Annotated in this window: 16 protein-coding genes; all 16 read left to right on the top strand. The window is 32.6% G+C overall.

Annotation, left to right across the window (positions count from 1 at the left end):
- Positions 1 to 53 precede the first annotated feature (53 nt).
- The 16 genes from LPB88_RS07030 (at position 54) to LPB88_RS06955 (ending at position 15,670) form a co-directional block, all read left to right on the top strand.
- Positions 54 to 1,205: a beta-ketoacyl synthase N-terminal-like domain-containing protein gene (locus LPB88_RS07030; protein ID WP_230713981.1), complete on the top strand. Its 1,152-nt coding sequence runs from the start codon at positions 54 to 56 to the stop codon at positions 1,203 to 1,205.
- Positions 1,206 to 1,419: 214 nt separating this feature from the next.
- Positions 1,420 to 1,950 (top strand): hypothetical protein, encoded by a 531-nt coding sequence (locus LPB88_RS07025; protein ID WP_230713979.1) that lies wholly within the window; start codon positions 1,420 to 1,422, stop codon positions 1,948 to 1,950.
- Between the two features lie 25 nt (positions 1,951 to 1,975).
- Entirely contained in the window at positions 1,976 to 2,458 is a 483-nt protein-coding gene (locus LPB88_RS07020) for a hypothetical protein (protein WP_230713977.1), read from the top strand.
- 1 nt (position 2,459) lies between these two features.
- Entirely contained in the window at positions 2,460 to 3,074 is a 615-nt protein-coding gene (locus tag LPB88_RS07015) for a 3-oxoacyl-ACP synthase (RefSeq protein ID WP_230713975.1), read from the top strand.
- Between the two features lie 2 nt (positions 3,075 to 3,076).
- The gene (locus tag LPB88_RS07010) at positions 3,077 to 3,334 is read left to right on the top strand and encodes a phosphopantetheine-binding protein (protein ID WP_089350234.1); all 258 of its coding nucleotides are present in this window, start codon (positions 3,077 to 3,079) and stop codon (positions 3,332 to 3,334) included.
- Between the two features lie 79 nt (positions 3,335 to 3,413).
- Positions 3,414 to 4,613: a beta-ketoacyl-[acyl-carrier-protein] synthase family protein gene (locus LPB88_RS07005; protein ID WP_230713972.1), complete on the top strand. Its 1,200-nt coding sequence runs from the start codon at positions 3,414 to 3,416 to the stop codon at positions 4,611 to 4,613.
- Positions 4,610 to 5,671 (top strand): beta-ketoacyl synthase N-terminal-like domain-containing protein, encoded by a 1,062-nt coding sequence (locus LPB88_RS07000; protein ID WP_230713970.1) that lies wholly within the window; start codon positions 4,610 to 4,612, stop codon positions 5,669 to 5,671. The genes LPB88_RS07005 and LPB88_RS07000 overlap by 4 nt, the downstream gene beginning before the upstream one ends.
- Positions 5,668 to 6,444, top strand: a complete 777-nt coding sequence (locus LPB88_RS06995) for a polysaccharide deacetylase family protein (protein WP_230713968.1) — start codon at positions 5,668 to 5,670, stop codon at positions 6,442 to 6,444. Before LPB88_RS07000 ends, LPB88_RS06995 begins: the two co-directional genes overlap by 4 nt.
- Positions 6,434 to 7,069 (top strand): outer membrane lipoprotein carrier protein LolA, encoded by a 636-nt coding sequence (locus tag LPB88_RS06990; protein ID WP_230713966.1) that lies wholly within the window; start codon positions 6,434 to 6,436, stop codon positions 7,067 to 7,069. The genes LPB88_RS06995 and LPB88_RS06990 overlap by 11 nt, the downstream gene beginning before the upstream one ends.
- Positions 7,035 to 7,670 (top strand): hypothetical protein, encoded by a 636-nt coding sequence (locus LPB88_RS06985; protein WP_230713964.1) that lies wholly within the window; start codon positions 7,035 to 7,037, stop codon positions 7,668 to 7,670. The genes LPB88_RS06990 and LPB88_RS06985 overlap by 35 nt, the downstream gene beginning before the upstream one ends.
- 36 nt (positions 7,671 to 7,706) lie before the next feature.
- On the top strand, positions 7,707 to 8,309 hold the full coding sequence (locus tag LPB88_RS06980) for a porin family protein (RefSeq protein WP_230713962.1): 603 nt from the start codon (positions 7,707 to 7,709) through the stop codon (positions 8,307 to 8,309).
- A gap of 4 nt (positions 8,310 to 8,313) precedes the next feature.
- On the top strand, positions 8,314 to 8,685 hold the full coding sequence (locus LPB88_RS06975) for a 3-hydroxyacyl-ACP dehydratase (protein ID WP_230713960.1): 372 nt from the start codon (positions 8,314 to 8,316) through the stop codon (positions 8,683 to 8,685).
- Positions 8,686 to 8,687: 2 nt separating this feature from the next.
- Entirely contained in the window at positions 8,688 to 9,173 is a 486-nt protein-coding gene (locus LPB88_RS06970) for a hypothetical protein (protein ID WP_230713958.1), read from the top strand.
- Positions 9,174 to 9,191: 18 nt separating this feature from the next.
- Positions 9,192 to 10,370: a DUF2062 domain-containing protein gene (locus LPB88_RS06965; protein ID WP_230713956.1), complete on the top strand. Its 1,179-nt coding sequence runs from the start codon at positions 9,192 to 9,194 to the stop codon at positions 10,368 to 10,370.
- Between the two features lie 97 nt (positions 10,371 to 10,467).
- A complete protein-coding gene (locus LPB88_RS06960; RefSeq protein WP_230713955.1) occupies positions 10,468 to 14,148 on the top strand; it encodes a 1-acyl-sn-glycerol-3-phosphate acyltransferase in 3,681 nt (1,226 codons plus the stop codon).
- 1 nt (position 14,149) lies between these two features.
- The gene (locus LPB88_RS06955) at positions 14,150 to 15,670 is read left to right on the top strand and encodes an NAD(P)/FAD-dependent oxidoreductase (protein WP_230713954.1); all 1,521 of its coding nucleotides are present in this window, start codon (positions 14,150 to 14,152) and stop codon (positions 15,668 to 15,670) included.
- Positions 15,671 to 15,676 lie beyond the last annotated feature (6 nt).

Raw genomic sequence — 15,676 nt, 5'->3', positions numbered from 1 at the left:
CTAGACAAACCAACAAGGTTTTGGAAACCTTGCAGGATAGCAAAAATCACAAAATGATAAGAGAAGTATATATCACTGAAACCAATTGTATCACGCCTTTAGGTTTTGATGTTGAATCAAACATCAAAGCGATTCTTCGTGGTGAATCCGGAATTCAATTGCACCAGGATATTTCTCTAATGCCAATGCCGTTTTATGCTTCGATTATTAATGATGAAAAAATAATCAGTGCTTTTGAAAAAGTAAGTGCCAACACAAAACATTCTCGTTTAGAGAAAATGATGATTTTGGCTTTAGAGCCGATTATCAAAAAATCAGGAATTGAATTAAATTCGAAAACTGCTTTTATACTTTCGACCACAAAAGGAAATGTTACGGCATTAAAAAATGATTCTGAAGAAAGTTTTAATAATGCACATTTAGATGTTTTAGCTCAAAATGTAGCCAATTATTTCGGGTTTAAAACACAGCCAATTGTAGTTTCAAACGCTTGTGTTTCGGGAATTTTAGCCATTTCTGTTGCCAAAAGAATGATTCAATCGGAGCTTTATGATCATGTTTTTGTCGTTGCCGGCGACGAAGTTTCAGAATTTGTTTTGTCTGGTTTTAATGCTTTTCAGGCGATGAGCGATTTGCCTTGTAAGCCTTATTCTAAAAACAGAACCGGAGTAAGTTTAGGCGAAGCAACCGCAGCAGTTTTAATTTCGGCGGAAGCCAAAAACGCAAAAATAAAAGTTATTGGAGACAGTTCGATAAACGATGCCAATCATATTTCGGGTCCTTCAAGAACGGGCGAAGGTTTGTTCAGAAGTATTCAGAATGCGTTGAAAGAAGCGCAAATCAATTCTAATCAAATCGATTATATTTCAGCACACGGAACCGCAACTCCTTTCAATGACGAAATGGAAGCGATTGCTTTAAATCGTTTAGATTTACAAAATGTTCCAATAAATAGTTTAAAAGGATTTTACGGTCATACTTTAGGAGCTTCGGGATTATTAGAAACCGTAATCGCAATTGAATCCGCAAATCAAAATATGCTTTTTGAATCGAAAGGTTTTGACGAAATCGGCGTAAGCGAAACGATTAATATTATTGAGAAAAATGAAGAGGCAAGTATTGAGTTTTTCCTAAAGACAGCTTCTGGATTTGGAGGTTGTAATACGGCTGTGGTTTTTGAAAAAGTTAAACACGAATTACACTAATTTTCACGGATTAAATTCTTTGATTTTTTGCTTAAATAATATCGTTTGAACTGTTCGGAAATTCCGAACAGTTCAAACTAAAATTCAACTTTCAAGAAAACCTTGCAAGTTCAAATTTTTTAAAAGTAAATGAAATTATCAAAATTTATATTTATTAGTTTAGTTCTTCTTTCTTTTTTTGGATGTAAAAAGAAAGAACTATCTGAATCTGATTTTGAAAAAGAGGCAAGAAATAGCGTTTTTTATCGAAATTGTAGATTCTATTTATATGGACCGAAGAATTATGCTTCCGCCTCCAGGTCCAAGAATAGTAGATTTTAAAAAGAATATAAGAGATACGGTTGGGTATCACGATGAATTAAAAAGATATTGGCACTATCAAGATAGTATCAAAAATAGTAAAGCAAGAATTTTAATTGGCGTTCATGATTTTATAATAAACAATGAAATTAGAAATGGCAAATTTGATTTAAGCCCTTTTAAAAACAATAAAAAATTTGATTTTCAATATGCTTCTAAGTTTCCCGAAGAACGATTTTGGGATGTAGAAGATAAAAAGAGCGGAATGCCTGCTGGTACAATTGAGATTTCTAATATTAAGTTTAATAAAAATAAAACTTTGGGAACCATATCTGCCAGTGCTTCATGTGGCGGAGGAAAATGTGGACAAGGATTTGAAATTACAATTGAAAAAAAATCTGGGAAATGGCATATTACAAAAATTAAAAATACTTGGGTTTCTTAAAAAATAAATTAGTAATTAAGATCTGATGAATATAGATGACCCTCTTTTTGAACAAGCACTGGAAATTGAAAATTTTGATCGCAAAAATAATGTAATCAAAGTAACTGATAAAACTATTGAATTTTTAGAAAAATTAAATCTATCGCCTCAATTAATAGATTTTTTTAAATCATTTTCATTTAAGGAAGAAATCAAATTTGGAAATATCTATTTTAATTGTGTTAATGAAATCGGAGCTGAAAATCTTGATGAAGAAAACAAAGAAATCTATAAAAAAGATTTATTGATAATTGGTTCAGGCGCAAATGGTGATCCAATCGTTTTAAATATGAAGACAATGAATGTTGGGTATATTCTTCATGACATTCTTTGGGAAGAAGAAAATCTTGAAGATTTGAATAAAATTTACATTGACCTAAAAATGAGTATTGGAAAGTTCTATTACAAATCAATAACAGAAAATGATTTTCCTATTGATGCTTATGAAGCGGAAGATTATATAAAATAAAATGACTCAAAAAACACACATACAATCCTACATCACAATCCAAAACAACGAAATTGTTTTGAACGGAACTTCTGTATTCAAAATTGAACAAACCAATTTCGCTGATTTCTCCAAACAAGCATATCGTAATTTTGACATTCAATATCCAAAGTTTTTCAAAATGGACGCTTTGAGTAAATTGGCTTTTTTAGGTGCCGAATTGCTTTTGAGTCCGATAATTTCTTCTGAACACGAAAATAATATTGCTTTGGTTTTGGCCAATAAATCATCAAGTTTAGATACCGATGTAAAGTATCAGGAATCTATTTCGGACAAAGAAAACTATTATCCAAGTCCGGCAGTTTTCGTTTATACTTTGCCAAATATTTGTTTGGGCGAAATAAGTATTCGTCATCAGCTGAAAAGTGAAAATTCTTTCTTTATATTTGATGCTTTCAACACGGAATTTATGTCGAATTATTCGAATATTTTGCTGAATTCAAACAAAGCAGATATGGTTCTTTGCGGTTGGGTAGAATTTTTTAATGACAATTACAAAGCTTTTCTTTGCACAATTAGCAAAGAAGAAAGCACAAAATATACGAACGAAACTATCAATACATTATATAATAAATAATCATGGAAGCATTAAAAGAAGAATTAAAAAACAAAATCATTACCACTCTTAATCTTGAAGATATCGCAATCGAAGACATTGCTGATAACGATCCTTTGTTTGGAGACGGTTTGGGTTTAGACTCAATTGATGCACTTGAATTGATCGTGATTCTGGATAAAGATTACGGAATTAAACTAGTTGACCCAAAAGAAGGAAAATCAATTTTTCAGTCTATTGAAACAATGGCGGCATATATTAATACCAATAGAACGAAGTAGTTGCGTAAACTTTGTCAAAGTTTGAAACTTTGACAAAGTTGTAATAATCTACAATCTAAAATCATAAATCTAAAATTGAATGAAAGGTGTTGCAATAACGGGAATGGGAATTATCTCTTCGATTGGAAATTCAGTCGAGGAAAATTTTATTTCGTTAATCGAAAATAAAGTTGCTATAACTCGCATTGAGAACATTTCAACCGTTCATGTTGATGTTATTAAGGTTGGAGAAATTAAGAAAACCAATGCTGAATTGGTCAATGAATTAAAACTTCCTGAAGACAATAACTTTTCGAGAACGGCTATGATTGGTACTTTTGCAGCCAAACAAGCGGTTGAAAATGCAGGAATTACATCGATCAACGAATTTAGAACCGGACTTATTTCGGCGACAAGTGTTGGCGGAATGGACATGACCGAAAAACATTATTACAATTATTTTAAAGATCCTGAACTTGTTAAGTATATAAGTTGTCATGACGGCGGCGATGTTGCCGAAAAGATTGCTGAAGAACTTGGCTTGAAAGGAATGGTTACTACTATAAGTACCGCATGTTCATCTGCAGCAAACTCGATTATGTTGGGCGCGCGCTTGATCAAAAACGGAAAACTGGATCGCGTTATCGTTGGCGGAACTGATGCTTTGGCAAAATTCACGATCAACGGATTTAAAACCTTGATGATTTTATCTGACGATTACAACAAACCTTTTGACAATAACCGAAAAGGATTGAACCTTGGTGAAGCGGCTGCATATCTGGTTTTAGAATCTGATGAAATCGTTGAGAAACAAAACAAAAAAGTTTTGGCTCGCGTTTCAGGTTACGGAAATGCAAACGATGCTTTTCATCAAACTGCTTCTTCAGAAAATGGTGATGGTGCTTATTTGGCAATGAAAAAAGCCTTTGAAGTTTCGGGTTTAAAACCAAGTGAAATTGATTATATCAACGTTCACGGAACAGCAACTCCTAATAATGATTTGTCTGAAGGAAGAGCTTTACTCCGAATTTATGGAGATCAAAAAGTTCCTGATTTCAGTTCTACAAAACCTTTTACAGGCCATACTTTGGCAGCAGCCGCAGCAATTGAAGCCGTTTACAGCGTTTTGGCAATTCAGAATAGTGTGGTTTATCCGAATTTGAATTTCGAAACTCCAATGGAAGAATTTGATCTGGAGCCACAAACTTCTTTAAAAATGAAAAATATCAAACACGTTTTATCTAACTCTTTTGGTTTTGGAGGAAATTGTTCAACCCTTATATTTTCTAAAAGCGAATGAACAAGACATATATAAATGGAGTAGGTTGTATTTCGGCTCAAAAAACATTTGATACTGTTTTTTTAGAAGAAGCGGTGCACAATCAAAATGACACTATCCTTTCGATAGTTGCTCCGGTTTACAAAGATTTTATTACGCCGGCCGCGATTCGAAGAATGGCAAAAGGTGTAAAAAACGGAATTGTAGCTTCGGCTTTAGCCTTAAAAGATGCTCAGCTTGAAAATGTCGATGCGATCATTACCGGAACTGGTTTGGGATGTATTGAAGATTCTGAAAAATTTCTGAAAAACATTCTCGACAATAACGAAGAATTCTTAACACCAACTTCGTTTATACAATCGACTCATAATACGGTTGGTGCACAAATTGCTTTATCATTACAATGCAAAGGATATAATTTTACGTATGTAAACGGAGCTGTTTCTTTTGAGTCGGCACTTTTGGATGCTAAAATGCAAATCGAAGAAAACGAAGCCAATTCGGTTCTAGTGGGCGGAATTGATGAAAATGGCGAATACACGACGTCACTTTTTAAACTGATGGGCCGAATTAAACAAGATGGAAATCAGCCTTATGATGTTTTAAATCCCACTTCACCTGGAGCTGTTTTTGGTGAAGGTGCTAGTTTTTTTGTTTTAGAAAATGAAAAAAAGAGCACTACTTATGCGCAGGTTTTAGATGTCGAAATTAAAAACACTTTAGAACAAAACGAAATTGAAGGGGAGATAATTACTTTTTTAAATGCCAATAATTTACAAATTTCAGATATTGATGCTGTAGTTTTGGGTTTGGATGGAAACATTACTTTCGATTCTTATTATAAAAATTTAACTGAAAATGCCTTCGCAAAAACGCCTCAGTTGTATTACAAACATTTGAGTGGTGAATATGATACGTCTTCGGCTTTTGCTTTATGGATGGCTGCCAAAGTAATCAAGACGCAGGAAATTCCTGAAATTATAAAAGTAAATTCGGTTGAAAAACCAGTTTATAATACCATTTTATTGTACAACCAATTAAACGGAAAAAATCATAGTTTTACGTTACTTTCAAAATGATAACGCATAAAAACATATCGCTTTTTTTCATTTTTCTATTGCTTTTATTACTTCTTCTGAACTTATATATCGCAATACATTTTGGGTGGTTTGTAGCAATTATTTTGATTTGGATAGGAATAAATGCTTTTGGTTCTTCTCGAATTTCTTCCAATTATCATGTAAAAGCATTTTGTAATAATTCTTCCGAAAAGGAAAAAAAAATCGCCATTACATTTGATGACGGTCCGAGTATTTTTACTTTGGAAGTTTTAGAATTGCTAAAAAAACACAATGCAAAAGCTACTTTTTTCTGCATTGGAAAAAATATCGAAACGCATCCCGAAATCATAAAACAAATTATCGCCGAAGGTCATTTGGTTGGAAATCACTCTTATAATCACTCGAAATTTTTTGACTTTTATAATGCAAAAAAAATCACCGAAGAACTTCAGAAAACAGATTCCCTTTTAGAAAAATTCACCTCAAAAAAAATCAACTTTTTTCGTCCGCCTTACGGAGTTACTACGCCGTCGATTCGTAGAGCTCTAAAAATCACCGGTCATAAAGTTATTGGCTGGAATATTCGTTCGCTTGACGGCGGAACAAAAAATCAAAATTTAATTTTCAATCGCATTATAAAACGCGTTTCTCCCGGCGGAATTGTACTTTTGCACGATACGGGATCACACTCGGTTTTGGTATTGGAACAGTTTTTGCAATTTTTGCAACAAAACAATTATGAAGTGATTTCGGTTGAAGAACTTTTGAATCTTAAAGCTTATGAAGACTAAACTATATATATTCCTTTTTTTATTAAACATTACAATCAATCCGATTTTTGCTCAGGAACAAAAAATGTCTGATGCAGAAATTGCCGCTTTCAAGCAAGATGTAAATGTGGTTTCTAAAAAAATCAAAACCCTAAGTACTGATTTTGTTCAATACAAACATTTAGATTTTTTATCGAAAGACATTGAAACTTCGGGTAAAATGATTTTTAAAGAACCGAGTCTGCTTCAATGGCAATATAAAAAACCATACAATTATAGCATTGTTTTTAAAAACGGGAAAATCCTGATTAACGACGAAGGAAAGAAAAGTGCCGTTGACATCGGGAACAGCAAAATCTTTGGCCGTATTAATAAATTAATCGTAGGCAGCGTAAGCGGAAACATGTTTGATGACAAAGAATTTACGATTTCGTACTTTAAACTAAAAGGACAAAATCTTGCGAAATTTGTTCCCAAAGATGCGACGCTGAAAAAATACATCAAACAAATCGAACTGACTTTTGATAAAGAAGAAGCCACAGTTGTACAGGTTAAACTACTGGAATCCTCTGAAGATTATACACGAATTGTTCTTAAAAATAAAGTGATCAATGCAAAAATCGACGATTCAGTTTTTACTAATTAATTGCCTTTTGGCATTAGTTTTAGTTTCTTGTGGCTCGGTCACAAAAAACTACACGCCCAAAAAATTAGACAAAACGTCTTATCAGGTTCCCTATTTTACAGACTCAAAAACTGATTATGTTTACAAAGCAAACATCACAGTTTATGGTCATGAAATGTCCGGAATTTTTATTGCTAAAAAAATAAATGACACAACACATCGCATTGTTTTTACAACCGAGTTTGGTAACAAATTGTTAGATTTTGAAATTGCAGAAAAGACTTTTAAAGTTAACTCGATTGTATCTGAATTAGACCGAAAAATTTTAATTAATACTTTGACTGAAGATTTTCGTTTGCTTCTTAAAAGTGACTATTTAATTCAGGAACAATTTGAAAATGAATCTGATAATATCTATAAATCAGCAGATGGAAACCGTGATAATTATCTTTTTATTTCTAAAAATGGATCGAAATTAGAGAAGGTTGTTAATGCATCTAAAACAAAAGAAAAAATAACACTGCTTTTTAGTTCAGAAAACAATATTTTTGCGGAGAAAATTCAGATTATTCATCAGAATATCAAGTTAAAAATTGAGTTAAACTATTTTAAATCAGAGTAAAACTTAATCAAAACCTAAACTTAAATCAAATCAAAAATGAAAAAAATAGCCGTAATTGCCTTTGTTTTGTTTATTGGAATAATAACATCAAATGCACAAGTTAGAGTAAGCCCAGGAATTCGTGGAGGTTTAAACGTTTCAACATTAACTAATATTGATGATAATAAATCTAAAACAGATTTTTATGTTGGTGGATTAGTAAACATTAGATTTAATAAATATTTTTCGTTACAGCCTGAGATAACCTATTCAAGACAAGGTGATCAAGGAAGAGAATATCTTGGAAACGGCTATAATTATCGTTATGTAAGTTATGAATTAAACTACTTAACACTTGGTGCAGTTGCAAAATTTAATATTGGCGGTAAAGGTTTTCACATTTTAGGAGGTCCGTCTGTAGATTTTAAAGTTTCTGATAATTATATCAACAGCAATCCTGAAAATTTTGATCTTGCCATTGTTGGAGGTGTTGGTTATACATTGCCAAACGGATTAACGTTTGAAGCCAGAATTAAACAAGGATTAGTTGATATTTATGGTTATGATGGAATTGACAATAATAACGATTATTACTATAATGACGTTATTTTAAATCAGGTTTTTCAAATTGGTATCAGTTATACTTTTAAAGTAAAATAAAACGATGGTTTTAAAAGATTTTTACAAAGTTCTATCAGAAGAAAAAATATCTGATTCTAAATATAATGTTGCTATTTTGATCAATGAAAAACATGAAGTTTTCAATGGTCATTTTCCAGGAAATCCAATTATGCCGGGAGTTTGCATGATTCAGATTATTAAAGAACTTACAGAAGCAATTACTAAAAGTACATTGATGATTCAAACACTGGTCAATGTGAAGTTTATGGCACTGATTAATCCTGAAACTACTCCTGAATTGCGTTTAGAACTTGATATTACAACAACCGAAGACGATTTGGTTAAAGTAAAAAACACAACTTATTTTAACGATACTGTTGCTTTAAAACTTAGCAATGTGTACAAAAAAATATAATTATGAAACTGCTGCTGTCTTTACTTTTGTGGATTAATTTTGGCGGAACTCCAGATTTGGCGACCGTTAGAAAAATGTATACAGGCGTTACAAAATCAGAAAGTAATGCCAAAGAATTCTCAGAAAAACTGGCAACGGTTTCAGACGATGATGCAAAAATTTTAGTGGCTTACAAAGCTGCTTCCATTTTGCTGGATTCTAAGTTTGAGAAAAAACTAAGAGATAAAATGGATCGTTTTAAACAAGGTGCAACTCTTCTGGAATCGACCATAAAAAGCGAGCCTAATAATATCGAAATTAGAATGATTCGGTTGAGTATTCAGGAAAATGTACCCGGAATTACTGGCTATAAAAAGAATATTAAAGAAGACAAAAAATATATTACAGCACATTATGCTGAGCAAAACAGTGCTTTAAAAGACTATCTAAAAGACTTTATTTTACAATCGAAAAGCTTCTCTGAAAAAGAGAAACAATTCGTAAAGTAAGCTAAAGAAAACCTCCAAATGAAACCTATTTTATCACAGCAAGAATTGCTTAATTCGACTCATTTTTGTGTTATTGTTCCCACATACAACAATCACAAAACTTTAAAAAAAGTGCTGGATTCTATTTTAGATTTCACTACCAATATTATTATTGTCAACGATGGATCGACTGATGAAACTTTTGAGATTTTAAAACAATATGCACAACTCACGCAAATTCATCATCCTAAAAATTTAGGAAAAGGACGAGCGTTGAGAAATGGTTTCAGAAAAGCAATCGAAATGCAGTTTGAATATGTGATCACGATTGATTCTGATGGACAACATTTTGCATCTGACATTCCGAAATTTATTGCCGAAATTCAAAAAGAACCAAATTCTTTATTGATTGGAAGCCGGAATATGACACAAGAAAATGTGCCTAAGAAAAGTAGTTTTGGAAATAAATTTTCGAACTTTTGGTTTAAGTTCGAAACCGGAATTAAACTCGATGACACACAATCCGGTTTTAGATTATATCCTTTAAATTTGATTCCGAAACAATTTTATACCAACAAATTTGAATTCGAAATTGAAGTAATTGTTCGTTCAGCCTGGAAAGGTATTGTGGTCAAAAACATTCCGATTCAAATTTTATACGATCCTGTAGAACGCGTTTCACATTTTCGTCCGTTTAAAGATTTTACAAGAATTAGTATTTTAAATACCGTTTTGGTAATCAATGCATTGTTGTATATCAAGCCAAGAGATTATCTTAGAAAAGCAAAAAAAAAAGGTTTTAAAAAGTTTTTCCTTGAAGATATTTTAGAAAGCAGTGATTCTAATTTCAAAAAATCAGCAGCAATTGCGTTAGGTATTTTCATTGGCATTTCTCCGTTTTGGGGATTTCAAACGATATTACTTTTTACTTTTGCCGCCTTATTCAGACTCAACAAAGTCATAGCTTATCTGTCTTCAAATGTGAGCTTCCCCCCTTTTATTCCGTTCATAATTTATGGTTCATTAAAAATGGGAAGTTATTTTGTGTCCAACGACGCGCCTTTGATTTTAGACAGTTCCATTACACTCGATGATATTCAAAAAAATGCAACACAATATATCGTAGGAAGTCTTATTTTAGCATCCGTTTCAGCATTATCTGTTGGGCTTTTAAGCTATTTGCTTTTAACAGCTTTTAGTAAAAAACGCACAGAATAAAATACATTTATTTTCCGCCACAAATTTCACAAATTAACGCAAATCAATTCGTGAAAAATTCGTGAAATTCGTGGCGAAAAAACTTTAAAAAATAATTATGCATCAATATTTCTACGCCATTCATTTGTTTGTAAACCGAAGAAAATCTCTCTCGGTTGTATTGGCAATTCTGATGCTTTTTGCGTTTGGATTTTTTGCTTCACAAATTAAATTTGAAGAAGACATTACCAAACTTATTCCAACAAACGACAAAAGTGACGTTACGGCAAAAGTTTTGAAACAACTTAATTTTGCTGATAAAATTACCGTTATTTTCAAACTCGAAAAAAACGGAACCGACGAAGATTTAAAAGAAATGGCAACTGCTTTTTCAGACAGCGTTGCCAAATCCTGCAAACCTTACGTAACCGGAATTCAGGGAAAAGTTGACGAAGAAAATATTCAGGAAACTATTGATTTTGTTTACAATAATCTTCCGCTTTTTCTAGACAATAAAGATTACGCAGCGATTCAGGAAAAGCTTCAAAAAGATAGTATTGCTGCAACTGTTCAGGGAAATTACAAATCGATTATTTCGCCGTCAGGATTTATCACCAAAGATTTTATTCTGCAAGATCCGCTTGGGATTTCATTTATTGCCCTTAAAAAATTACAGCAACTTAATATTGGTGACGACTTTACGCTCGATAATGGTTTTGTAATGACTAAGGACAAAAAGAAATTACTGCTTTTTATTACCTCAAATCTTCCTTCGAGCGAAACAGAAAAAAATACCCTTTTTGCCGCTAAACTTAAATCAATTCAGGATAATCTAAATCAGAAATTTAAAACCAAAACTTCGATTAGTTATTTTGGTTCGGCTTTGATTGCGGTTGCCAATGCCAATCAAATTAAAAGCGATATTATTTTAACAACAACTATCGCAATGATTACGCTGATGTTGATTCTGATTTTATTTTATCGTAAGGTATTCATTCCGCTAATTATTTTTCTTCCAACCGTATTTGGAGCTTTGTTTGCCGTGGCATTTTTATATTTTGTCAAGGAACAAATTTCAGCAATCTCACTCGGAATTGGTTCTATTCTATTAGGAATCACAATCGATTATTCGATACATATTCTAACACATTACAAACATAATAGCGATGTAAAAACTTTGTACAAAGACATTACGATGCCGGTAATCATGAGTAGTTCAACAACAGCTGTTGCCTTTTTGTGTTTGCTTTTTGTGAAATCTGATGCGTTAAATGACTTAGGGATTTTTGCTGCTGTAATTGTTATGGCTTCGGCGTTTTTCTCGCTTTTGATAGTTCCGCATTTATATAAACCGAAAGAAAACAATTTTGATCACAAGAAAAATGTCATCGACAAACTGGCTCATTTTTCCTTTCATAACAATAAATTCTTAATTGGTTTTTGCGTTTTAATCACAATCATTTGCTTTTTTACTTATAATAATGTTGGCTTCAATAACGATTTATCGCAATTAAATTTTGTTCCGAAAGAAATCAAAGCAGCCGAAAAAGAACTCGAAGAAAGTACGAGTTTAACTTCAAAAACAATTTACGTGGCTTCATACGGAAATAGTATGGAGGAAGTTTTGCAAAACAACAGTCGGCTTTTTGCCGATTTATCAAAAGAAAAGCAACAAGATAAAATCTTAAATTTCAGTTCTGTTGGCGGAATTATGCTTTCGCAGAAGGAACAAAAACAGAAAATCGACAAATGGAATTCGTTCTGGAACTCGAATAAAAAACAACTTTTAAAATCTGGACTAATTACCGAAGGTTCTAAACTTGGTTTTAAACCCACAACATATTCCATCTTTTTTGATCATTTAGATTTTGATTTCAAACCGATCAAAGCTGATGATTATTTAAAAATTCAGGCTTTACAGCTAAAAGAATTTGTAACCGAAAAAAATGGATTTTTCACGATTTCAACTTTGGTAAAAGTTACGCCGCAACAGCGTGACGCTTTTGTAAAATCGGCTTCAGCCAAAAATAATCTGATTGCGATTGACCGTCAGCAAATGAATGAAACTTTTTTCAGCACTTTAAAAACTGATTTTAATTCGCTTGTAAATTATTCTTTTGTGGCTGTAATTCTGATTTTATTTTTCTTTTTCAGAAGAGTCGAATTAGTCATCGTAAGCTGTATCCCGATTGCCTTAACGGGAATTGTTACGGCAGGAATCATGGGCATTTTTGGCATTCAATTAAATATTTTCAGTATGATTGTCTGCACTTTGATTTTTGGTCATGGTGTCGATTTTAGTATTTTCATGACGAGCGCACTTCAAAAAGAATATACAACCGGAAAGAACGAAATTGCCATTTACAGAACTTCAATTATTCTGGCAGTTATTACGACTATTTTAGGAATTGGCGCCATGATTTTTGCACAACATCCGGCGTTACGATCTATTTCATCGGTTTCATTAATTGGGGTTTTTGCAGCTTTGATTATTACGTTTATTTTCTATCCAATTCTCTTTAAATTATTCTTATCAAATAGACCAAAAAACGGAAATGCTCCTTTTGAGTTACGATCATTTGTACATGGTGTTTTATCTTTTTTCTATTACGGACTTGGCGGTGTTTTAATGTCTCTTTTCTGTTTGATCATTATGCCGATAATTCCGCTAAATGAAAAAACAAAAATGAAAGGATTTAGATATTGTATTTCAAAATTCATGAAATCGGTATTGTATTCAAATCCATTTATGCATAAAAAAATCATCAATAAGTTTAATGAAAATTTCGAAAAACCGGCGATTATTATTGCCAATCATTCTTCGTTTTTAGATATTTTGGCTATCGGAATGTTGAGTCCGAAAATTATTTTTCTGGTAAATGATTGGGTTTACAATTCACCAATTTTTGGTGCCACGGTTAGAAAAGCTGGTTTCTATCCCGTTTCTGAAGGACTTGAAGAAGGTGTCGAACATTTACGTCAAAAAGTAAACGAAGGATATTCGTTAATGATTTTTCCTGAAGGAACCCGTTCTGAAAGTAATCAGATTAAACGCTTTCATAAAGGTGCTTTTTATCTTGCCGAAGAATTCAATTTAGACATTCTTCCTGTTCTTATTCATGGTGCTTCAGAAAGGCTTCCAAAAGGTGATTTTGTAATTCATGACGGCAGTCTTACGCTTTCTATTTTAGAAAGAATTGCACCTGAGAATCTTTCTTTTGGAAAAAATTATGCCGAAAGAACAAAGGAAATAAGTGTTTTCTTTAAGTCTAAATTTCAAGAAATCCGTCAGGAAATAGAAGGTCCGGAATATTTCAAGAAAATGCTTCTTCATAGTTACGACTACAAAGAAATTGAAATTATAAAAGGTGTAAAAACCGATTTAAAAAAGAATCTTGAAAACTATTATCACTTAAATCAGCACATTTCGGCGAAAGCCAAAATTGCGCATTTGTCTAATGATTATGGACAATTAGATGTGTTACTGGCCTTGCAGGAACCGCAGCGAAAAATTTATTCTTATAATAATGATGAAGAAAAACGTGAGATTTCTAAAACCAATTATATCGTTAAAAAAAGAAAAATATTCTATGAAGAAAATCTCGAAACCCTTCTGGAAAATCAATTCGATGCAGTTTTAATCTCTGATGAAAGTTATAAAAATGATCTTGAAAAAATTGTTTCTACAACTACGTGCGTTATTTTAATGGATAGTTCTAATTTAAAAAACACTTTGATTAACTTTGGTTTTGATTGTGTTTTTGACGAAAATTCTATAATCGTATTAAAGAAAAAATAGTATGAAAGAGCATTACGATGTAATAATTGTTGGCAGCGGTTTAGGCGGTTTAGTGTCCTCTATTATTCTGGCAAAAGAAGGTTACAGCGTTTGTGTACTCGAAAAAAACAATCAATATGGCGGAAATCTACAGACTTTTGTACGAGACAAAACCATTTTTGATACTGGAATCCATTACATAGGCGGTCTTGAAAAAGGTCAAAATCTATATAAGTATTTTAAATATCTGGGGATTATTGACCAATTAAATCTGAAAAAATTAGATGAAAATGGTTTCGACATTATCTCTTTTGAAGATGATAAAAACGAATATCCGCATGCGCAGGGTTACGAAAATTTTGTCGATCAATTGGGTGTTTATTTTCCTGATGAAAAAGCAAACATCAAAGAATATTGCGAAAAATTAAAAACAATCTGCGACTCTTTTCCGCTTTATAATTTAAACTGGGAAGGGAAATATGACAATGAAATTTTGGCTCTCAACGCCAAAGAAACTATCGAATCTTTTACCGAAAATGAAAAACTAAAAGCAGTTTTGGCCGGTTCAAATTTTCTGTATGCAGGAATTCCGGATAAATCGCCTTTTTACGTTCATGCCCTTTCGGTCAACTCGTATATTCAAAGTTCATGGCGTTGCATTAATGGCGGGAGTCAGATTACGAAACAACTTTTAAAGCAGCTCAAAAAGCACGGTGGCGAATTTTATAAATACAAAGAAGTTACTCGTTTTAATGTTGAAAACAACAAAGTAACATCGGTAGAAATGAAAGATGGAACTACCGTTTCCGGAACTCGTTTCATCTCTAATATAGACCCAAAAGCTACGCTGAAACTTGTTGGCGAAGAGAATTTCAGGAAAGCTTTTTTTAGCCGGATTCAGAGTCTCGAAGGCGTTATTTCGGCCTTTAGTTTATATGTTGTTTTTAAGCCCGAAACTTTCAAATACATCAATCATAATCATTATCATTTTAAGAAAAGCAGTGAGGTTTGGAGCGCACATGACTATGACGAAACTTCTTGGCCAAAAGCTTTTATGGCTTCTATGAATGCCTCAAAAAAACAGGAAATCTGGGCTGAAGGAATGACTTTTATTACCTATATGAAGTATGATGATGTTGCACCCTGGATCGATACTTTTAATACAACTGTCGAAGAAAATGATCGTGGAGAAAGTTATGAGCAATTCAAATCGAGAAAAACAGCTAAATTTCTGGATGAAATCGAACTAAAATTTCCGGGTATAAAAGATTGTATACGGTCGATTCATACCTCTACTCCGCTTTCGTATCGTGATTATATTGGCGGACACAATGGTAATATGTACGGTTATGTTAAGGATTCAGACAATCCTATGAAAACCTTGATTCCGTCAAAAACTAAACTTGATAATTTGTATCTTACAGGTCAAAGTATCAACATGCACGGCGTTCTTGGTGTGACCATTGGAGCTGTTGTAACGTGCTCCGAAATTATTGGAAAAGAATATTTGGTGAATAAAATTAATCAGGTTTCTGCTGAATAAATGTGC

Origin of the sequence: Flavobacterium sp. JAS (assembly GCF_020991455.1) — a bacterium.
Lineage (GTDB): Bacteria > Bacteroidota > Bacteroidia > Flavobacteriales > Flavobacteriaceae > Flavobacterium.
The sequence above is the reverse complement of the archived record's forward strand: the minus strand, read 5'-3'. Positions and strand labels throughout refer to the sequence as shown.

Bases quoted from the DNA above. Each gene is read 5' to 3' on its own strand.
- LPB88_RS06975 (WP_230713960.1), top strand. From the start codon at position 8,314: ATGGTTTTAAAAGATTTTTACAAAGTTCTATCAGAAGAAAAAATATCT.
- LPB88_RS06995 (WP_230713968.1), top strand. From the start codon at position 5,668: ATGATAACGCATAAAAACATATCGCTTTTTTTCATTTTTCTATTGCTT.
- LPB88_RS07030 (WP_230713981.1), top strand. From the start codon at position 54: ATGATAAGAGAAGTATATATCACTGAAACCAATTGTATCACGCCTTTA.
- LPB88_RS06985 (WP_230713964.1), top strand. From the start codon at position 7,035: ATGCAAAAATCGACGATTCAGTTTTTACTAATTAATTGCCTTTTGGCA.
- LPB88_RS06990 (WP_230713966.1), top strand. From the start codon at position 6,434: ATGAAGACTAAACTATATATATTCCTTTTTTTATTAAACATTACAATC.
- LPB88_RS07015 (WP_230713975.1), top strand. From the start codon at position 2,460: ATGACTCAAAAAACACACATACAATCCTACATCACAATCCAAAACAAC.
- LPB88_RS07000 (WP_230713970.1), top strand. From the start codon at position 4,610: ATGAACAAGACATATATAAATGGAGTAGGTTGTATTTCGGCTCAAAAA.
- LPB88_RS06960 (WP_230713955.1), top strand. From the start codon at position 10,468: ATGCATCAATATTTCTACGCCATTCATTTGTTTGTAAACCGAAGAAAA.
- LPB88_RS07020 (WP_230713977.1), top strand. From the start codon at position 1,976: ATGAATATAGATGACCCTCTTTTTGAACAAGCACTGGAAATTGAAAAT.
- LPB88_RS06965 (WP_230713956.1), top strand. From the start codon at position 9,192: ATGAAACCTATTTTATCACAGCAAGAATTGCTTAATTCGACTCATTTT.
- LPB88_RS06955 (WP_230713954.1), top strand. From the start codon at position 14,150: ATGAAAGAGCATTACGATGTAATAATTGTTGGCAGCGGTTTAGGCGGT.
- LPB88_RS07010 (WP_089350234.1), top strand. From the start codon at position 3,077: ATGGAAGCATTAAAAGAAGAATTAAAAAACAAAATCATTACCACTCTT.
- LPB88_RS06970 (WP_230713958.1), top strand. From the start codon at position 8,688: ATGAAACTGCTGCTGTCTTTACTTTTGTGGATTAATTTTGGCGGAACT.
- LPB88_RS07005 (WP_230713972.1), top strand. From the start codon at position 3,414: ATGAAAGGTGTTGCAATAACGGGAATGGGAATTATCTCTTCGATTGGA.
- LPB88_RS06980 (WP_230713962.1), top strand. From the start codon at position 7,707: ATGAAAAAAATAGCCGTAATTGCCTTTGTTTTGTTTATTGGAATAATA.